Annotated in this window: 14 protein-coding genes; 8 read left to right on the top strand and 6 right to left on the bottom strand. The window is 67.4% G+C overall.

Going from position 1 to position 17,392, the window contains the following annotated elements:
• Positions 1-67: 67 nt before the first annotated feature.
• Positions 68-823: an MlaA family lipoprotein gene (locus tag ULB03_RS25520; protein WP_322485893.1), complete on the bottom strand. Its 756-nt coding sequence runs from the start codon at positions 821-823 to the stop codon at positions 68-70.
• 411 nt (positions 824-1,234) lie between these two features.
• Between ULB03_RS25520 and hpnI the strand changes: the two genes are divergently transcribed.
• The 7 genes from hpnI to ULB03_RS25485 all read left to right on the top strand — a co-directional run bounded on the left by hpnI (position 1,235) and on the right by ULB03_RS25485 (position 10,172).
• Positions 1,235-2,428, top strand: coding sequence for a bacteriohopanetetrol glucosamine biosynthesis glycosyltransferase HpnI (gene hpnI / locus ULB03_RS25515; protein WP_322485892.1), 1,194 nt, complete (start codon positions 1,235-1,237; stop codon positions 2,426-2,428).
• Positions 2,425-3,852: a hopanoid biosynthesis associated radical SAM protein HpnJ gene (hpnJ, locus tag ULB03_RS25510; protein WP_211101972.1), complete on the top strand. Its 1,428-nt coding sequence runs from the start codon at positions 2,425-2,427 to the stop codon at positions 3,850-3,852. Before hpnI ends, hpnJ begins: the two co-directional genes overlap by 4 nt.
• A gap of 158 nt (positions 3,853-4,010) precedes the next feature.
• The gene (hpnK, locus tag ULB03_RS25505) at positions 4,011-4,907 is read left to right on the top strand and encodes a hopanoid biosynthesis-associated protein HpnK (RefSeq protein WP_322485891.1); all 897 of its coding nucleotides are present in this window, start codon (positions 4,011-4,013) and stop codon (positions 4,905-4,907) included.
• Between the two features lie 12 nt (positions 4,908-4,919).
• The gene (locus tag ULB03_RS25500) at positions 4,920-5,876 is read left to right on the top strand and encodes a lysylphosphatidylglycerol synthase domain-containing protein (protein WP_322485890.1); all 957 of its coding nucleotides are present in this window, start codon (positions 4,920-4,922) and stop codon (positions 5,874-5,876) included.
• A gap of 176 nt (positions 5,877-6,052) precedes the next feature.
• Entirely contained in the window at positions 6,053-7,636 is a 1,584-nt protein-coding gene (locus ULB03_RS25495) for an inorganic phosphate transporter (RefSeq protein WP_322485889.1), read from the top strand.
• Positions 7,637-7,724: 88 nt separating this feature from the next.
• A complete protein-coding gene (locus tag ULB03_RS25490; RefSeq protein ID WP_322485888.1) occupies positions 7,725-8,369 on the top strand; it encodes an HAD family hydrolase in 645 nt (214 codons plus the stop codon).
• A 213-nt stretch (positions 8,370-8,582) separates the two neighbouring features.
• Positions 8,583-10,172, top strand: a complete 1,590-nt coding sequence (locus ULB03_RS25485) for an inorganic phosphate transporter (RefSeq protein ID WP_322485887.1) — start codon at positions 8,583-8,585, stop codon at positions 10,170-10,172.
• Positions 10,173-10,353: 181 nt separating this feature from the next.
• Here the strand turns inward: ULB03_RS25485 and ULB03_RS25480 are convergent, their stop codons facing one another.
• From ULB03_RS25480 to ULB03_RS25460, 5 genes are all read right to left on the bottom strand, one after another.
• A complete protein-coding gene (locus ULB03_RS25480; RefSeq protein ID WP_322485886.1) occupies positions 10,354-10,827 on the bottom strand; it encodes a VOC family protein in 474 nt (157 codons plus the stop codon).
• A gap of 96 nt (positions 10,828-10,923) precedes the next feature.
• Positions 10,924-13,542 (bottom strand): MMPL family transporter, encoded by a 2,619-nt coding sequence (locus ULB03_RS25475; RefSeq protein ID WP_322485885.1) that lies wholly within the window; start codon positions 13,540-13,542, stop codon positions 10,924-10,926.
• Between the two features lie 80 nt (positions 13,543-13,622).
• Entirely contained in the window at positions 13,623-14,141 is a 519-nt protein-coding gene (locus ULB03_RS25470) for a hypothetical protein (protein WP_322485884.1), read from the bottom strand.
• A complete protein-coding gene (locus tag ULB03_RS25465) occupies positions 14,060-15,280 on the bottom strand; it encodes a CopD family protein (protein WP_322485883.1) in 1,221 nt (406 codons plus the stop codon). Before ULB03_RS25465 ends, ULB03_RS25470 begins: the two co-directional genes overlap by 82 nt.
• A 16-nt stretch (positions 15,281-15,296) precedes the next feature.
• On the bottom strand, positions 15,297-15,707 hold the full coding sequence (locus ULB03_RS25460) for a copper resistance CopC family protein (RefSeq protein WP_322485882.1): 411 nt from the start codon (positions 15,705-15,707) through the stop codon (positions 15,297-15,299).
• A gap of 709 nt (positions 15,708-16,416) precedes the next feature.
• On the opposite strand from ULB03_RS25460, the gene ispH reads away from it, so the two are divergent.
• On the top strand, positions 16,417-17,337 hold the full coding sequence (ispH, locus tag ULB03_RS25455) for a 4-hydroxy-3-methylbut-2-enyl diphosphate reductase (protein ID WP_322485881.1): 921 nt from the start codon (positions 16,417-16,419) through the stop codon (positions 17,335-17,337).
• The last annotated feature ends 55 nt before the right edge of the window (positions 17,338-17,392 follow it).

Here is a 17,392-nt window from a genome sequence, read left to right as displayed (position 1 = left end):
CGTCCACCAGCATCATAGGGGCCAAGCGTGGGCGGACGGCCCCGCCGGCGTTTGGCGACCCATGACCTCAGGGAATCGCCGGCATGTTGCTGGACTGGACGCCGATGGCCTCATCCAGCGCGGCCTGGCGATTCTGCAGCCACACGCTGCGCAGCAGGGCGTAGAAGTCGATGGTACCCTTGCGCAACTCATCCAGGGTGTCCAGGTTGCGGGCCTTGTCCAGGCCGCCGACCGCGCCGATGCCATAATTCGCGTCGCCGCCGTTCGCCTTGTCGAACACCCGGCCCATGGGGTCCGCCCACAGCTCCACGCCCATGCCCAAGCCATCGCGCACGGTGGACGGCCCGAACAGGGGCAGGACGAAATAGGGGCTCTGGCGCACACCCCAGGCGTACAGCGTCTGGCCGAAGTCGCCGGTCTGGCGCGTCAGCCCCATGTCGGTGGCGACGTCGTACATGCCGGCCAGGCCGATGGTGCTGTTGAAGACGAAGCGCCAGAAGGTGGTGAAGGCGGACTTCACCCGGGCCTGGGCCAAGTCGTTGCCAAAGATCAGCGGTTCGCCCAGGTTGGCGATGCCCTGGCGCAGGCGCAGCTGCACATACTCGGGCACCACGTCGCGGTAGGCGTGAGAGGCGGGGCCGATGGCGTTGTCGTTCAGCCACATGTTGGCGTCGAAGGTGACGCGGTTGACGTTTTCCAACGGATCCCAAGGCTCGACCACGCCCAGTTCATCGCGGCCCCCGTTGGGGGGCGCGGCACAGCCGGCCAGCATAAAGCCCATCAGGAGGCAGGCGGCCAGGGCCGCGCGGGACTGTCTGATCATGCTCGCCATACTTTCCTGCGGGATGCCTATCGGGGTCACACGGGGGCTTTGGATTATGGTCGCGCGCCCGGGGGAGGGGCCGGGGCGCGACGCTATGGTGCGACACTTTGGATAACAAAGGATGGTGTCGACCACCACAATTGGAAATGCACTCCCGAAGTGTAATGTCGGAGCGTGCAACGCAATATGCCGGTCGACGGCTGTCGCCCAAAGGCATTAACGCGCGTGGCGGGCGGAGCTATGTCGGCCGTCACAGGACGTGCTTTTGTCTTCGGTGTATCGCATTGTCACGGTGACGGCACTGCGGCGACCTTCGCTGGCATGTGCGCCGCGCTTACGTTAAGACCACCCTTCGAATCACAGTATCGCGCCCGGCCGCCGGGCGGTTTCTATTTGAGAGTCCCGCACGGCATGCCGTTCTCGATCACCCTGTTGACCGACGCCCTGGGCTGGGGGTTCGGGGCGCTGTCCGCCACGGGCACGCTCTACACCCTGGCGGCGGCGGACAGCGCCCGGCGCTTTTTTGCGCCTGGGCGGGGTGGGGCCATAGGCGTGCCCGTGCCGGCGGTGACGGTGCTGAAGCCGCTGCACGGCGCGGAACCGGGGCTGGCGGATCGCCTGCGTCAGTTGGCGACCCAGGATTATGGCGGCCCGGTGCAGGTGGTGTGCGGCGTCCAGGCCGTTGACGATGCGGCCATCGCCATCGTCAACGCCGTCGCGCGGGAACTGGACGCGGCCGGCGGCGCCACGCGCATCGACCTGGTGGTCGACGGCACCCGCCACGGGGCCAATGCCAAGATTTCCAACGTCATCAACATGATGACCGTCGCCCGGCATGATGTGCTGGTGCTGGCCGACAGCGACATCGCCGTGGCGCCCGATTATCTGGCCCAGGTGGTGGCCGCCCTGTCGCGGCCCGGCGTCGGCCTGGTCACCTGCCTTTACCGGGGGGAGCCCGTGGACCCGGCCTCTTTCTGGCAGGACCAGGCGGCCCGGGCGGTGGACCATCATTTCTTGCCCAACGTCCTGGTGGGGCTGCGCCTGGGGATGGCGAAGCCCTGCTTCGGCTCCACCATCGCCCTGACGGCGGAGACCCTGGACCGCATCGGCGGCTTCATGGCCTTCCGCGACATCCTGGCGGATGATCATGCCATGGGCATGGCGGTGCGCGCCCTGGGGCTGACGGTGGCGGTTCCGCCGTTCGTCGTTGGCCATCTGGCGCCCGAGTCCAGCCTGGCTGCCGTCCTGAACCATGAGTTGCGCTGGGCGCGGACCATCCGCGGCCTGGACCCCGGCGGCTACGCCGGGTCGGTTGTCACCCATCCGGTCCCGTTGGCCGTCCTCGGCGCAATTTTCGCGGGCTGGCATGCGTGGTCCCTGCTGCTGCTGGGGCTTGCGGTGGCCGCCCGTCTCGTGCTTCTGGTGACCATTGATGCACGGATCACACGGTCCCGGCCGCGATGGCCTGGATTGATCAGAGACGTCTTGTCATTTTTGGTGTTCGTTGCCAGCTTTGGCATTCGACATGTGAGTTGGCGCGGACAGCGCTTTTCGGTCAAATCCGACGGCACAATGGTGCCGGTCGGCGAAAATGGTGGGTCATGATGCGGACGCTATTTCTCCAGGCGCCTTCCTTCGACGGTTTTGACGGCGGCGCCGGCTCGCGCTACCAGGCGCGCCGCGAAATCAAGTCTTTCTGGTACCCGACGTGGCTGGCCCAGCCGGCGGCCCTGATCGAGAACAGCAAGCTGATCGATGCCCCGCCGCACAAGACCAAGCTGTCCGAAATCACGGCGCAGATCAAAGACTTCGACATGGTGGTGCTGCACACCTCCACCCCGTCGTTCAAGTCGGACGTGGCGACGATCGAGGCGCTGAAGGCCGTCAACCCCAACCTGAAGGCCGGCCTGATCGGCGCCAAGGTGGCGGTCGAGGCGGACAAGAGCCTGGCCCAGGCCCCGGTGGTCGACTTCGTCGCCCGCAACGAATTCGACTTCACCATCAAGGACGTGGCCGACGGCAAGAAGTGGTCGGACATCAAGGGCCTGTCCTTCCGCAATTCCGAGGGCGTGATCGTCCATAACGAGGACCGCGAAATCCTGGAGAACATGGACAGCCTGCCCTGGGTGACCCCGGTCTATAAGCGCGACCTGGAAATCGAGAAGTACTTCATCGGTTACCTGAAGGCGCCTTACCTCAGCATCTACACCGGCCGCGGCTGCAAGTCGCGCTGCACCTTCTGCCTGTGGCCCCAGACCGTGGGCGGCCACCGCTACCGCACCCGCAGCGTCGGCCACGTGGTGGAGGAGATGGCGTGGGCGCAGAAGAACTTCCCGCAGGTGAAGGAATTCTTCTTCGACGACGACACCTTCACCGACAACCTGCCGCGCGCCGAGGCCATCGCCAAGGAACTGGGCAAGTTGGGCATCACCTGGTCGTGCAACGCCAAGGCCAACGTTCCGCGCGAAACCCTGAAGGTGCTGCGCGACAATGGCCTGCGCCTGCTGCTGGTCGGCTACGAGTCCGGCAACCAGCAGATCCTGCACAACATCAAGAAGGGCATGCGCGTCGAGGTGGCTGAGAAGTTCACCAAGGACTGCCATGAGCTGGGGATCCAGATCCACGGCACCTTCATCCTGGGTCTGCCGGGCGAGACCAAGGAAACCATCCAGGAAACCATCAAGTGGGCGGCGAAGATCAACCCGCACACCATCCAGGTGTCGCTGGCCGCCCCGTACCCCGGCACCTTCCTGTACCAGCAGGCCATCGAGAATGGCTGGCTGGACGACGCCAATGCCGAGCTGGTGGACGAGCACGGCGTGCAGATCGCCCCGCTGCATTACGACCACCTGAGCCACTCGGAGATCTTCGGCTCGGTCGAGACCTTCTACAAGAAGTTCTACTTCCGCAGCGGCAAGATCGCCTCCATCGTCGGTGAGATGGTCCGCGACCGCGACATGATGAAGCGCCGCCTGCGCGAGGGCGTGGAGTTCTGGCAATTCCTGCGCGAACGCCGCAACGCCGCCTAACCTAACGCCGGCCCTCAAGCGCCGGGCGCCGGCTTCGCCGGCTTGGCTTACGCCGCGACAGCGGCGCGGCGGCAGTCGCCGCCGGCATTGGTCCTTGTTGGGAAATCACCAAGGATCAATGCGGGGTCCATCACCTCGGGTTCAGGACACACGTTCCCATGTCCGTATCCACGCCGGGCGCCGCCGCGACCTCCAGCAATGGGGGATCGGGGCGGCGCCTGATCGTTACGGCGGATGACTTCGGCCTGTCGGCCGCCGTCAACGCCGCCGTCATCGACGCCCACCTCAACGGCATCCTGACCGCCGCCAGCCTGATGGTGGCGGGGGCCGCCGCCCAGGCGGCGGTGGCCTTGGCCCATGCCCAGCCCAGCCTGGCGGTGGGCCTGCATGTCGTGCTGGTGGACGGCAAGCCCTTCCTGCCGCCGGACCGTATTCCCGATCTGGTGGGCCCCGATGGCCTGTTCCGCAACGACCTGGCCAAGGTGGGGGCGTCCATTTTCTTCCGCCCCAAGGTCGCGGCCCAGGTCGCGGCGGAGGTGGAGGCGCAGTTCCAGGCCTTCCGCGGCACCGGCCTGACGCTGGACCACGTCAACGCCCACAAGCATTACCACCTGCACCCCACCGTGGGCCGCATCCTGCTGGACGCCGCCCGCCGCCACGGGGCGCGCGCCATGCGCGTGCCGGTGGAACCGGCCGAGGTCATCCGGGCGGTGACGCCGGAGGTGGATTTGGGCCTGCACCGCGTCACCGGTCCCTGGGCCAAGCTGCTGCGCGCCAAGGTGCGCCGCGCCGGCCTGGCCGCGCCGGACCAGGTGCTGGGCCTGGCCTGGACGGGCGCCGTCACCGCGGAACGACTGCGCGGCGCCCTGGCCCGCCTGCCGGCCGGTGTCACCGAAATCTATCTGCACCCTGCCACCAGCGATGATGTGCCGGGCGGCGCCCCGGGATATCGCTACCGGGACGAACTGGCGGCCCTGCTGGATCCCGAGGTCAACGCCCTGGCCGCCGCCTTCCCCCGTGGCGGTTTCCGCGATCTGCCCCTGACCCTGGAATAGGTCCGCATCCCCATGGAAAAGGCAGCCCGCCTGTTCGCCCTGCTGGGCCTGGCCCTGGCCGTGGCGCTGGTCGCCCGCGAGGATACCAGCGCCCTGTGGGCCCTGCTGAAGACGGCGGGCGTGGGCCTTGTCGTCGCCGGCCTCTTCCATGCCGTGCCCATGGTGGCCAACGCCCGCGCCTGGCAGGTCCTGCTGCCGGGCGCCAAGCGGCCCTCGCTGGCGGCCATGGCCCGCAACGTCTGGATCCGCGAGTCGGTCAACGGCCTGCTGCCCGTGGCCCGCATCGGCGGGGAGATCGTCTCCTTCCGCATCCTGCGCCTGGATGGGGTGCGCGTGGCCCCCGCCGCCGCCAGCCTGGTGGTGGACATGGCCATTTCCATCCTCAGCCAGTTGGGCTTTTCCCTGCTGGCGGTGGGCCTGCTGGTGGCGCTGAAGGGGCCCGTCGGCATCGCCGGCCAGGTCACCCTGGGCCTGCTGGCCATGGTGCCGCTGGTCGCGCTGTTCATCCTGGTGCAGCGCGCCGGCCTGTTCGCCAAGGTCACCGGCGTGCTGGACAAGGCGGCGTCCGGCCGTCTGGCCGGCATCATGGCGCACAGCGCCCGCATCGACCGCGCCTCCAAGGCCATGTACCGCCGCACCGGCGCCATCACCGGATGCTTCCTGTGGCAGCTGCTGGGCTGGGCGTTGGGCGCCGGGGAAATCTGGCTGGCCCTCTGGGCGCTGGGCCACCCCATGGGCCTGCTGGAGGCGCTGGTGATCGAGGGCCTGATCCAGGCTGTCAGCAGCGCCGCCTTCGTCGTCCCAGGGGCCCTTGGCGTTCAGGAGGGCGCGTTCCTGCTGCTGGGCGGCGCGCTTGGCCTGGACGCGCCCACCGCCCTGGCGCTGGCCGCCGCCCGCCGCCTGCGTGACCTGGTGGTTTTCCTGCCGGGCCTGGTGGCCTGGACCACCCTGCGCAAGGCCAAAGCCTGACGCCCATGAGGCGTACCGCCCGCGCCCGCACAGACTACAGCCCACCTATGACCAGACCGGTTGCGTCCAGGCTTTCCCGAAACGCTCCGCCGCGCTATCACAGTCGCCATCCGCGCGATCTGTCTTAAAAGTTGCGCTCGCAAAAAGATTAAGCGGAAAGCCTAAGGAAAGCCTTCATGGCGCATATCGACGCCACCCACGCCACCACAGCGGTACCGTCACTCGCCCCCGCCGGTCGGCTGGGCACCTGGGCCTTTCTGCTGCTGCTGGGGGTGGGGCTCGGCTATGTCGCCCTCAACCTGCTCAGCGATTTGCGCGGCCTGGACGCGCTCTCCGCCTTGCCCCTGGTGTTGTTGGGCGCGGCCCTGCTGATCGCCCTGGGGTTCGAGTTCGTCAACGGCTTCCATGACACCGCCAACGCCGTGGCGACGGTGATCTACACCCACTCTCTGCCGCCGGCCGCTGCGGTGGTTTGGTCCGGCCTCTGCAACTTCGCCGGGGTGCTGTTCTCCACCGGCGCCGTCGCCTATGGCATCGTTTCCTTGTTGCCGGTGGAGCTGATCCTTCAGGTCGGGGCCGGGGCGGGGTTCGCCATGGTTTTCGCCTTGCTGATCGCCGCCGTGCTGTGGAACCTGGGCACCTGGTACCTGGGCCTGCCGTCCTCCAGCTCCCACACCCTGATCGGTTCCATCATCGGCGTCGGGCTGATGAACCAGTTGATGGCTGCCCCCGGCACCAATGCCAGCGGCGTTGATTGGGGCCAGGCCAGCAAGGTGATCCAGACGCTGCTGATTTCCCCCGTCGTGGGGTTCGCCTGCTCGGCCTTGCTCTTGCTGGCCATGCGCGGCCTGATCAAGGATAAGGCGCTGTTCAAGGCGCCCGCCGGGCGCAGGCCGCCGCCGGCGTGGATTCGGGGCCTGTTGGTCCTCACCTGTTCCGGCGTCAGCTTCGCCCATGGCTCCAACGACGGGCAGAAGGGCATGGGCCTGATCATGCTGATCCTGATCGGCACCATGCCGGCCGCCTATGGCCTCAACCGGGCCATCACCGCCGCCGATACCCCCGCCTACATCGCCACCTTCGACCGCGCCGGCGATGTGCTGGGCCGCCATGTCGACCGCATGCCCGCCGACCCCCGCGCGGTGGTGGAGGACTATGTCCGTACCGGCACCCTGACCAGCGCCACGCTGGGCGGCCTGCGCGAACTGACGGCCAGCATCGCCGACCAGTTGCGCTTTTCCGGCGCCTTGTCCGGCGTGGTCCAGGGCACGATGCGCAACGACATGTACCTCTCGGCCGAAGCGTTGCGACGCCTGCAGAAGCAGGGCGGGGCCATGCTCAGCGATGATGAGCGCCAGGTGCTTAAGGAACTGCTGGGCCGCTACGACCACGCCACCCGCTACATCCCCATCTGGGTCAAGGTGGGTGTGGCCATCGCGTTGGGCCTGGGCACCATGGTGGGCTGGAAGCGCATCGTGGTGACGGTGGGGGAGAAGATCGGCAAGGAACACCTGACCTACGGTCAGGGTGCCTCCGCCGAGTTGGTGGCCATGGCCACCATCGGTGCCGCCGACGCCTTCGGCCTGCCGGTCAGCACCACCCACGTCCTGTCGTCCGGCGTGGCCGGCACCATGGCGGCCAATGGCTCCGGTCTGCAATGGTCCACGGTGCGCAACATGGCCATGGCCTGGGTGCTGACCCTGCCGGCCTCCATCGTCCTGGCCGGCGGCTTGTTCTGGCTGTTCCGTCACCTGTTCTGATCAGTCATGTCCTGGTACCGGCACGAATGCCGTTGATCAGGGGACAGCGCTGTCCCAAGCTGCCGTTCGAAATGGGGAGTGCCACGGTATGATTCGCACCATCATCTTCGACCTGGATAATTGCCTTGCGCCGGCCGACGGCATTGGTGTTGAGCGGATGCGGCCGGTGTTTGACGCCATCACGGCGGCCAACGACGACACCCTGTCCCCCTCCGCCTTGGCGGCGGCCTTCGCCGACATTTGGCGCCATCCCCTGGATTGGGTCAGCCGTACCCATGGCTTCAGTGCCGCCATGCACCAAGTGGCGTGGACGGCCACGGCGGCCCTGGAGGTGACGGGCGCAATGGCTGATTACGGTGACCTGGCCCTCTTGGGGGAATTTGACCTGCCGCTCTACCTCGTTACTTCCGGCTTCCGTCGCCTGCAGGAGAGCAAGGTACGGGCGCTGGGACTGTCCGTGTACTTCAAGGGCATCCACGTCGACGCTATCGACGAGGCGGGGCATCCCGGCAAGGCCGGATTGTTCCAAAGGCTGTTGGCGGAAACCGGCGTGTCGGCCGCGCAAGCCCTGGTCGTGGGGGATAACCCGGACTCGGAAATCGCGGCGGGCAATAGCCTGGGCATGCCCACGGCGCAAATTCTGCGTCCGGGCGTTGTGTGGAGCGCCGATGCCCGGTTTCATATTCGTGATCTGCGCGATCTTATCCAACTCATTTGCGCGTTTAACGGATAGGGACGGTAGACCGTAACCGTCCCGGCAGGTCGGGGGTCAAAAGACGCTTCTCCTTGTTCTGGCATGCTTTTTCAGTCCCGCCTACCCGATTGCCTCCGATGAGCGCCGGCTGCCATCCTCAAGGTTTATTAACCAAAAGATGGGGCTTGCGACATAAAGTTGTCATGACTCGCGCCTTAGGGTTCCGGACCCATTTTTAAGAAGGACCGCGCCATGGCCCATACGGACGCCGTGAATTCCCCCATCGCATCCGCCGGCGGACCGGCTGCCCGCTATGGGACCTTGCTGTTCCTGGCCCTGATGGCCGTGGGCCTGGGCTATATGGCCGTCAACCTGGTCAGCGACCTCAGCGGGGTCGACGCCCATTCGGTCCTGCCCTTCGTGCTGCTGGGCGTGGCCTTGCTGATCGCGCTGGGCTTCGAGTTCGTGAACGGCTTCCACGACACGGCCAACGCCGTGGCCACGGTGATCTACACCCACTCCCTGCCGGCCAACGTGGCGGTGGTGTGGTCGGGCCTGTGCAACTTCGCCGGCGTGCTGTTCTCCACCGGGGCGGTGGCCTTCGGCATCGTCTCGCTGCTGCCGGTGGAACTGATCCTGCAGGTGGGCAGCGACGCCGGCTTCGCCATGGTGTTCTCGCTGCTGATCGCGGCCATCATCTGGAACCTGGGCACCTGGTATCTGGGCTTGCCCTCCTCCAGTTCCCACACCCTGATCGGATCCATCATCGGCGTCGGCCTGATGAACCAGCTGATGGCCACCTCCGGCACCGCGACCAGCGGCGTCGACTGGGGCCAGGCCACCAAGATCGGCTGGTCGCTGATCCTGTCGCCGCTGGTGGGCTTCCTCTGCTCCGCCGCCCTGCTGGTCATCATGCGCACCCTGATCAAGGACAAGAAGCTGTTCACGGCGCCTGAGGGCAACAAGGCCCCGCCATCTTGGATTCGCGGGCTGCTGGTCCTCACCTGCTCCGGCGTCAGCTTCGCCCACGGCTCCAACGACGGGCAGAAGGGCATGGGCCTGATCATGCTGATCCTGATCGGCACGGTCCCCACCGCCTACGCCCTGAACCGCGCCGTCACCATTCACGATACCCCCGCCTACATCGCCACCTTCGACCGCGCCAGCGACGTGCTGAGCCACTATGTCAAGGAAACGCCGGCGGACCCGCGCGCGGCGGTGGAGGATTTCGTCCGTACCCGCACCCTGACCGACAGCACCCTGGGCGGCATCCACGACCTGACGGCCAGCATCGCCGACCAGATCCGGGCCTATGGCTCGGTGGACCAGGTGCCGCAGGAAAAGGTGCGCAACGTCCGCAACGACATCTACCTGTCGGCGGAGGCCCTGCGCCTCATCCAGAAGAAGGGCGATCCCGCCATCGCCGCCGCCGACCAGCCGGTGCTGAAGGAACTGCTGGGCCGCTATGACCACGCCACCCGCTTCATCCCGACGTGGGTGAAGGTGGGGGTGGCCATTGCCCTGGGCCTGGGCACCATGGTGGGCTGGAAGCGCATCGTGGTGACGGTGGGGGAGAAGATCGGCAAGGAGCACCTGACCTACGGCCAGGGCGCCTCGGCCGAGCTGGTGGCCATGGCCACCATCGGTGCCGCCGACGCCTTCGGCCTGCCGGTCAGCACCACCCACGTCCTGTCGTCCGGCGTGGCCGGCACCATGGCGGCCAACGGCTCCGGCCTGCAATGGTCCACGGTGCGCAACATGGCCATGGCCTGGGTGCTGACCCTGCCGGCCTCCATCGCCCTGGCCGGCGGCCTGTTCTGGCTGTTCCGGCACTTGTTCTAGAGAGTACGCATCCGCGTCCTCGTCCTCGATTTCCAGTTCGCCTTCGGCTCCCCGGAAATCTCCGGCGCCCGCCGTCGCGGGCTGTAGCGGCACGAGACGCACTCTCGTGCCGCTGGTGAGGGGATGAGCCAGGCACCAGACGCCGGGGCGGTCCATCTGGGCCGCCCTTTCGCTTTTTGTCTCAGCCGTCGACGGCCTGGCGCAGGGCGCCGATGTCCAGCTTGATCATCTGCTGCATGGCGGCCATGGCGCGGGCGGCGATGACCGGGTCCGGGCTGGTGACCAGCTCGATGAAGCCAGTGGGGACGACCTGCCAGGTGACGCCGAACTTGTCGGTCAGCCAGCCACAGGCGTGGGTCTTGCCGCCATCGGCGGTCAGCGCCTCCCAATAGCGGTCGACTTCCGCCTGGTCGGCGCAGTCGATGAGCAAGGAGATGGCCTCGTTGATCTTCCAATGAGGGCCGCCGTTCAGGGCGATGAAGGGCTTGCCGTCCAGTTCGAAGGCCACGGTCATGACCAGACCGGCGGGGCGGGGGCCGCCCTCGCCATAATGGCTGACGGTGGTGATGCGTGAGTTGGGGAAGACGCTGACGTAGAATCGGGCCGCGTCTTCCGCCTGGGTGTCGAACCACAGGAAGGGGGTGATGGTGGGCATGTCCTCGTCCTTCTTCTGGGGAAAGGCGCGGGCTGACGATGCGCCTCTCCCTCAAGGACGGCCAGCGGCCGCCGCCGCCGACATCCCACCCGTAAATTATTCCGCCGGGGTTTTGGGCGGGCCCAGCAGGGCCGGCAGGAACAGCAGGGCGGTGACCAGGATGCTGGTCAGCGAGAACACCAGCAGTTCGCCCATGCTGGCGGTGCCGGGGTGGTGGCTGGTCCACAGGCTGCCGAAGGCGGTGCCGGTGGTCAGCGCCGACAGGATGGTGGCCCGGGTCAGGCTGGAGGTCAGGGGGTTGGTTAGACCTTGCCGCCAGGCCATGACGTAATAGATGTTGAAGGCGGTGCCGATGCCGAACAGCAGCGGCAGGGCGATGATGTTGGCGAAGTTGATGGGCTTGCCCGCCAGGATGGCGGCGGCCAGGGTCAGCAGCGCCGCCAGCGCCAGCGGTGCCAGGGTCTTCAGCACATCGACCACATTCCGCAGGGTGACGGCCAGCAGGATGGTCACCAGGATCACCGCCAGGATGCCCGCCTGCAGGAAGGCGTGGATGATGGTGGCGCTGCTTTCCTGGATGCTGATGGGCGTGCCGGTGGCGTCGGGGGCGATGGTGCGCACCGCCTTCACGAAGCGCTTCAGCACCTGGTTGTCGTTGCTGTCCCCCTTGGGGAAGACGGAGATGCGGGCCTGACCGTCCGCCGCCACCCAATCGCGCTTCAGGTCCTCCGGCAGGTCCTTGAAGGTGACGGGGGTCGCTTGCAGGCTGTCGTTCACCTGGGCCAGCATGGTCTGCAGGCCCGGCTCCACCGCCCGCTGGAAGACGGGCACCACCTTTTCCGCCGGGGCGGCCAGGGCCCCCTCCAGCGCCTTCTTGAAGCGCAGGGCGGAAGCGCCGCCCGGGGTGGCGGCGTCGGGCGCCAGCTTGTCCAGGGCGGCCACGGCGGCGGTCATGGACTGGCGCACGTCCTCGATGCTCGGGGCCGGACGCACCTCGGTCGGCGCCAGGCTGGGGCCGATCAGCATGGCGGCGTCGGAGATGGCCGCCAGCTTGGCGTCCTGGTCGGTGGGGATGTAGTCGCTGAGGGTGATGGCCTGCGCCACCTCCGGCAGCGTGGACAGCTTCTCGGCCAGCGCGCGCGCCTCATCCTCGGACTTGGCCAGCACGTCGATGGTGTTGGGCGTGAACAGCGGGTCCTTCATCAGCTCCAGCACCACGGACACGGCTTCCGTTTTGGGGCTGCGCAGGTTCAGCGGGTTGAAGTCGAAGGATAGGCGCGGCAGCAGGGCGGCGCAGGCCACGGCCACCACGGCCGAGGCCGCCAGCACCCAGCGGCGGCGGTGCTGCACCAGGCGATCCAGCGGTGCCAGCGCCTTGTACCCCACCTCCACATGCTCCCCCTTGGGGCGCAGCAGCATCAGCAGGGCCGGCAGGAAGGTGACGGACAGCAGGAAGGCCACGCCCATGCCCACGCCGGCGATGATGCCCAACTGCGACACGCCCCGGTAATCGGTGGGCAGGAAGGCCAGGAAGCCGGCGGCGGTGGCCGCCGCCGCGATGGTCAGCCCCCGGCCCACACCGCGACCGGCGGCGGTCAGAGCCTCGGCCAAGCCGTCGTGGGCCAGGCGGTCCGCGCGGTACCGGACGGAGAACTGGATGCCGAAATCCACGCCCAGGCCGACGAACAGCACGATGAAGGCGATGGACAGCAGGTTGAACGGGCCGGTGGCGATCAGGCCGAAGGCGGCGGACACGGCCAGGCCGATGACCACGGTGACCAGGATGGCGCCCACGATGCGGAAGGATTTCACCGCCAGCCACAGCAGCACCAGCACAGCGACGCCCGTCAGGGCGCCGTTGAACGCCGCCCCTTCACCCAGGGTGCCGAACTCCTCATCCGCCATGGGCACCTCGCCCGTCAGGCGGACGCGCACGCCGTTTTCCGGCGTCAGGCCCAGTTGCTTGGCGGTGCCGCGAATGGCGTCCGACGCCATGGCGCCGGGTTGCAGGTCGTTGAAGTCCAGCACCGGCTGCACCAGGATGAAGCGGCGCAGTTCCATGGGGTTGGGGGGCTGGCCCGACACCAGGCCACGCCAGTTCAGGGGCGCCATGTGGCCCTGCGTCGCCGCCTCCAGCGTCCCCGACAGGGCGTCGAAGGGGCGCTGAAGATCCTCCAGCTTGGCCTGGCCATAGCTGACGCCTTGCAGGTAGGTGCCCAGGGTGTCCAGCAGGCCGCGTGCCGATGGGTCCGCCGCCAGCGGGCCCAGCAGGGGCTGCGCCTGGATCAGCGACTGCATGGTGGACTGCACCTCCGCCGTGGGCAGCAGCATCAGGCCTTCATGGTCGAAATAGGGGCCGCCGTCGGGGCGGAAGACGTTGCGCACCACGTCGGTGCGTTTGCGCAGGGCCTCGGCCAGCAGGCGGGCGCCCCGCTCCGCCAGCTCCGGTGTCACGCCATCGATGACGATGGCGGTCTGCTGCACCTTTTGCGGATACAGCTTGTCAAAGGCGATCTCGCGCTGGCGCCAGGCCAATTGCGGCGACAGCAGCTTCACGGCGTCGGTGTCGATGGCGAAATGGGTGGCGACATGGAAGCAGGCCGCCGCCCCCAGGATCAGGCCGGCCAGCAGGGTCAGCTGCCAGCGGCGGCAACAGGCGGCCACCAGTTGGGCCACACGGTCGTTCAGACCCATCGTTCCTCCGGCGCGCGCCATGTCCCGAATCCCCTTATCGAACACGCCAAAAGGGCGCCGGTTTCCCGGCGCCCTTTCTTGCTCATGTGCTTATGTAGATATCAGGCTTCGCGGTAGGCCAGCAACAGCAGGCCGACCAGCACGAAGCAGGTGGGCCAAATCCAGCCGGCCCAGCGCGCGTCGCGTCCCGTGCCCCGGATCTGCAGCCAGCGGGCCGCCCCCGCCGCCACGCCCAGCACCGCCAGGAACAGGTGGCTGAGTTCGATCAGCAGCTGTTCCTTGATGTTGCTGATGGCGTGGTTGTGGGTCAGCAGCAGGTCGCCGCCCACCGTGGTCAGCACGGGGAAGACCAGGGCCAGGGCCTGGTTCTTCCACCGCCCGGTGCGCACCCCCCATTCGAAGATGGTGAAGGCGACGATCAGCACGACGAAGGTGCGGTGCTGCACCACCTCCGGATCGCGGAAGCTGTCCCAGAAGCCGACATTGCCCATGGGCCAGGTTTCCGGGTCGGAGCGCAGGAACAGGAAGCCGGCCAGGATCAGGAACAGCAGGGGCCAGTGCTTGGCCCAGCGCACCCCCGCCCGTTCCAGCAGCGCGAACAGGCCCACCAGCAGGACCACCAGGCCCGCCCAGTGGTGGTTGTATTCCGACCAGGCGATGTCATCGGCGTTGCGGGGGGCAGCTCGCCGGCGCCCGGCACGAAGGCCTGGGGCCGGTTGCTGGCCTGCTGGTCCCGCCATTCCTTGTCCAGCTTCTCCTGCAGGGCGGGGATGGCCAGGCTGTCGTGGCTGGGGCTCTCCAGGCGTGGCGGGATGATGGGGGTCAGGCGCTCCACCACCTCCGCCCAACTGGCGCGGTCGTCGGTGAGGTCGATGGCCGGTGGCTGCGAGGTGATGGACCCGGCCGCCAGCAGGATGGCGATGGCGAAGGCGATCTCCACCTCCACGAAGCGGCGCACGCGGGTCAGGCTTTCGCCCTGGCCGGCGGCGAAGCGGCGGATGGTGCGGAAATTGCCCAGCCCCAGCAGCAGCAGGATGCCCAGCATGACGCCCTTGGTGGCCGCCATGGCGCCGTAGGCGGTGCCGTAGAAGCCTTGCAGCCCGCCGATGAAGCCGATGCTGATGCCGATGGCGCCCAGCACGATCAGGATGACGCCGGTGATGGACATCAGGCTGTAGCGCTGGCCGATGGCGGCCCCCTCGTCGCGGGACTGGGCCTGGCCCAGCGACGACAGGAAGGCCGGCAGCCCACCCAGCCACAGGCCGGCGCCCAGGATGTGCGAGAAGGTCGCCAGCAGCATCCACACCCGCTCACCCGGCCGCGCCGCCGCATGGCTGGTGGCCAGCGAGGCGACCAGCATCACCAGGGCCAGGGCCGTCAGCACGGCGACGCGGGGGCGGGTCATGTGGCCGCGGGCCGCCACGACGATGGCGATGGCCGCCAGGGTCTGGACGATGCCGGCCTCGATGAAGAAGGCGCCCGCCACCTCCAGCACCGGCATGTCCAGTGTGCCGGACAGCACCAGCGCGTTCAGCGTCAGTGACGACAGGGTGGCGATGGCCGTGGCGATGCCACCCCAGCGGGCGTAGCGCGCGCCGGCGTCCGCCACCGCCTCGCCGGACAGCTTGAGCTGGGAGGCCAGCGGCAGCGCCAGGCAGGTCAGGAACAGCACGCTGCCGAAGGCCATGGTCATGGCCACCAGGTTGATGCCGTTCAGGACGACGGTCAGGTAACCGAAAATATCGACAAGGGTATCCACGAGCGGCAGGCCCCGATTACGGCTGGATCACGGTGAAGGGGATGTCGCCCCGGGTGGTGTGCCCGTCGACGGCCAGCACCTGCCAGCGCAGCTTGAAGCTGCCGATGGTGGACAGGGTGACCTGGCCGGTCAGCGTCTCGTCATCCGGGCTGGCGGTCATGGTCACCGGCACTTCGGTCTTGTCGGCGGCAATGATGGTCAGCTTGGACCGGGCGCGGTCGATTCGGCTGTTGAAATGCACCTTCAGGATGTTGCCGCCCACGCCCAGCGTGTCGTTCACCTTGGGGTTGCTGTCGATGACGATGGCGTGCGCTTCCGCCGGGGCGGGGGCCAGCAGCGGCGCCAGGGCGGCGCCGGCCAGGGCCAACAGGCCCAGGGCCAGGCGGCGGGCGGCGGGGCGGAAAGCGGGGGGCCGTACGGTAAACACGGGGGGTGTTCTCCTCTGGGAACCACGGAAACGGGAATGGGGCCCGGCGGCCCTCCCTGGGGGAGGGAGGCCATCGGGCCTGGGGTGGAACGGGCCGCTGCCGGGGCCGATCCGCATGTGTCTCGCGACTGTTCTACGGTGTCGGTGCCTGGCGCGACAGGGTTTATGTCAATTTCTTCCGCCATCGTTCCGGCTGCGATGGCGGAGATCAAGCATCATGCACGTCGGGGCAGGGTCCCATTCAAGGCGGCGATGGTTGCGCCGCACGCGGTGCTTTGTTGCGTCCGCGTCGTCCTGCCGCGTGTCATTACGCGAAATCGACCCGTCGAATTCTGCTTCCGCGCGCCGCCAGGAAGATGTTCCCCATTCTCATCTACTAAAGATGCTGCCCTCAAGGTCTAGGCCACCCGTTGCCGCGATGCCACACATGAACGGTGGTTCGCTCAAGCAATTGTGGCGCATTGGCACGTCCTAAATTTTGTGCAAGTCTGGCGTGACCATAGGGCGGTAGCGGATTCGATTGGCACGGGTATCAATCCCCGGTGTTCGATCGGGGCGGGGGGTCGGTTTTACCATCCGTAGCCAATATGGACCTGGCGGGCGATGCCCGGTGGGGGACTGTTGGTATCGCTAACATGTTCAAGTAGGGCGCCTCTGCGGGTCCAATCCGGATGATGGACTTGGGGTTTGCCTTCCAGGGGTTTCCGCAATGCAGGTAGTTCTCGCTCAGCCGCGGGGCTTCTGCGCCGGAGTGATCCGCGCCATCGACATCGTCGAACGAGCGCTGGAACGCCACGGCGCACCCGTTTATGTGCGGCATGAGATTGTCCATAACCAGCACGTGGTTGAAAGTCTGCGGGCCAAGGGCGCCCGCTTTGTCGAAGACCTGGCGGAGGTGCCCGCCGGTTCGCTGACCATTTTCAGCGCCCACGGCGTTTCCCTGGCGGTGGAAAGGGAGGCGGAGGCGCGGGAACTGCGCGTCATCGACGCGACCTGCCCGCTGGTGTCCAAGGTGCATCTGGAAGGCAAGCGCTATGTGGCGCAGGGCCGGACCGTCATCCTGATCGGCCACGCCGGCCATGCCGAGGTGGAAGGCACCCTTGGCCAGATACCGGGGCACACCTACCTGGTGTCCAGTGTCGATGACGTGAAGGCCTTGCCGCTGGCGCCGGACACCCCCATCGCCTACGTCACGCAGACGACGCTCAGCGTGGATGATACGCGCTGTGTCATCGGCGCGCTGAAGGGCCGATTCGCCGATATCGTGGGGCCGGAAACCAAGGATATCTGCTACGCCACGCAGAATCGGCAGGCGGCGGTGCGTGAATTGGCCAAGGTGGCCGACCTTATCCTGGTGGTTGGGTCGCCAAATAGTTCCAATTCGAACCGCCTGCGGGAAATTGGTGAGGAACTGGGCGTGCCCAGCTACCTTGTCCCTGACGAACACGCTATCAATCCCGCCTGGCTGGTGGGGTGTGGTGTGGTGGGCGTCACTGCCGGCGCGTCGGCGCCGGAAGTACTGGTGGACGGTGTGGTCGCTGCGCTGCGGCGCTTGGCCCCCATTGATTTGTCGACATTGCCGGGCATCGTGGAAGAGGTTCAATTCCGCCTGCCTGAAACGCTGGCCTGACGCGCACGCCCGTTGGTGGTCTTTTGGCCGCCAATTCGGTAGAGAAAATGTTTCA

This window comes from Nitrospirillum goiasense (genome assembly GCF_034427435.1).
In the GTDB taxonomy this organism is placed as follows: Bacteria; Pseudomonadota; Alphaproteobacteria; order Azospirillales; family Azospirillaceae; genus Nitrospirillum.
The sequence above is the reverse complement of the archived record's forward strand: the minus strand, read 5'-3'. Positions and strand labels throughout refer to the sequence as shown.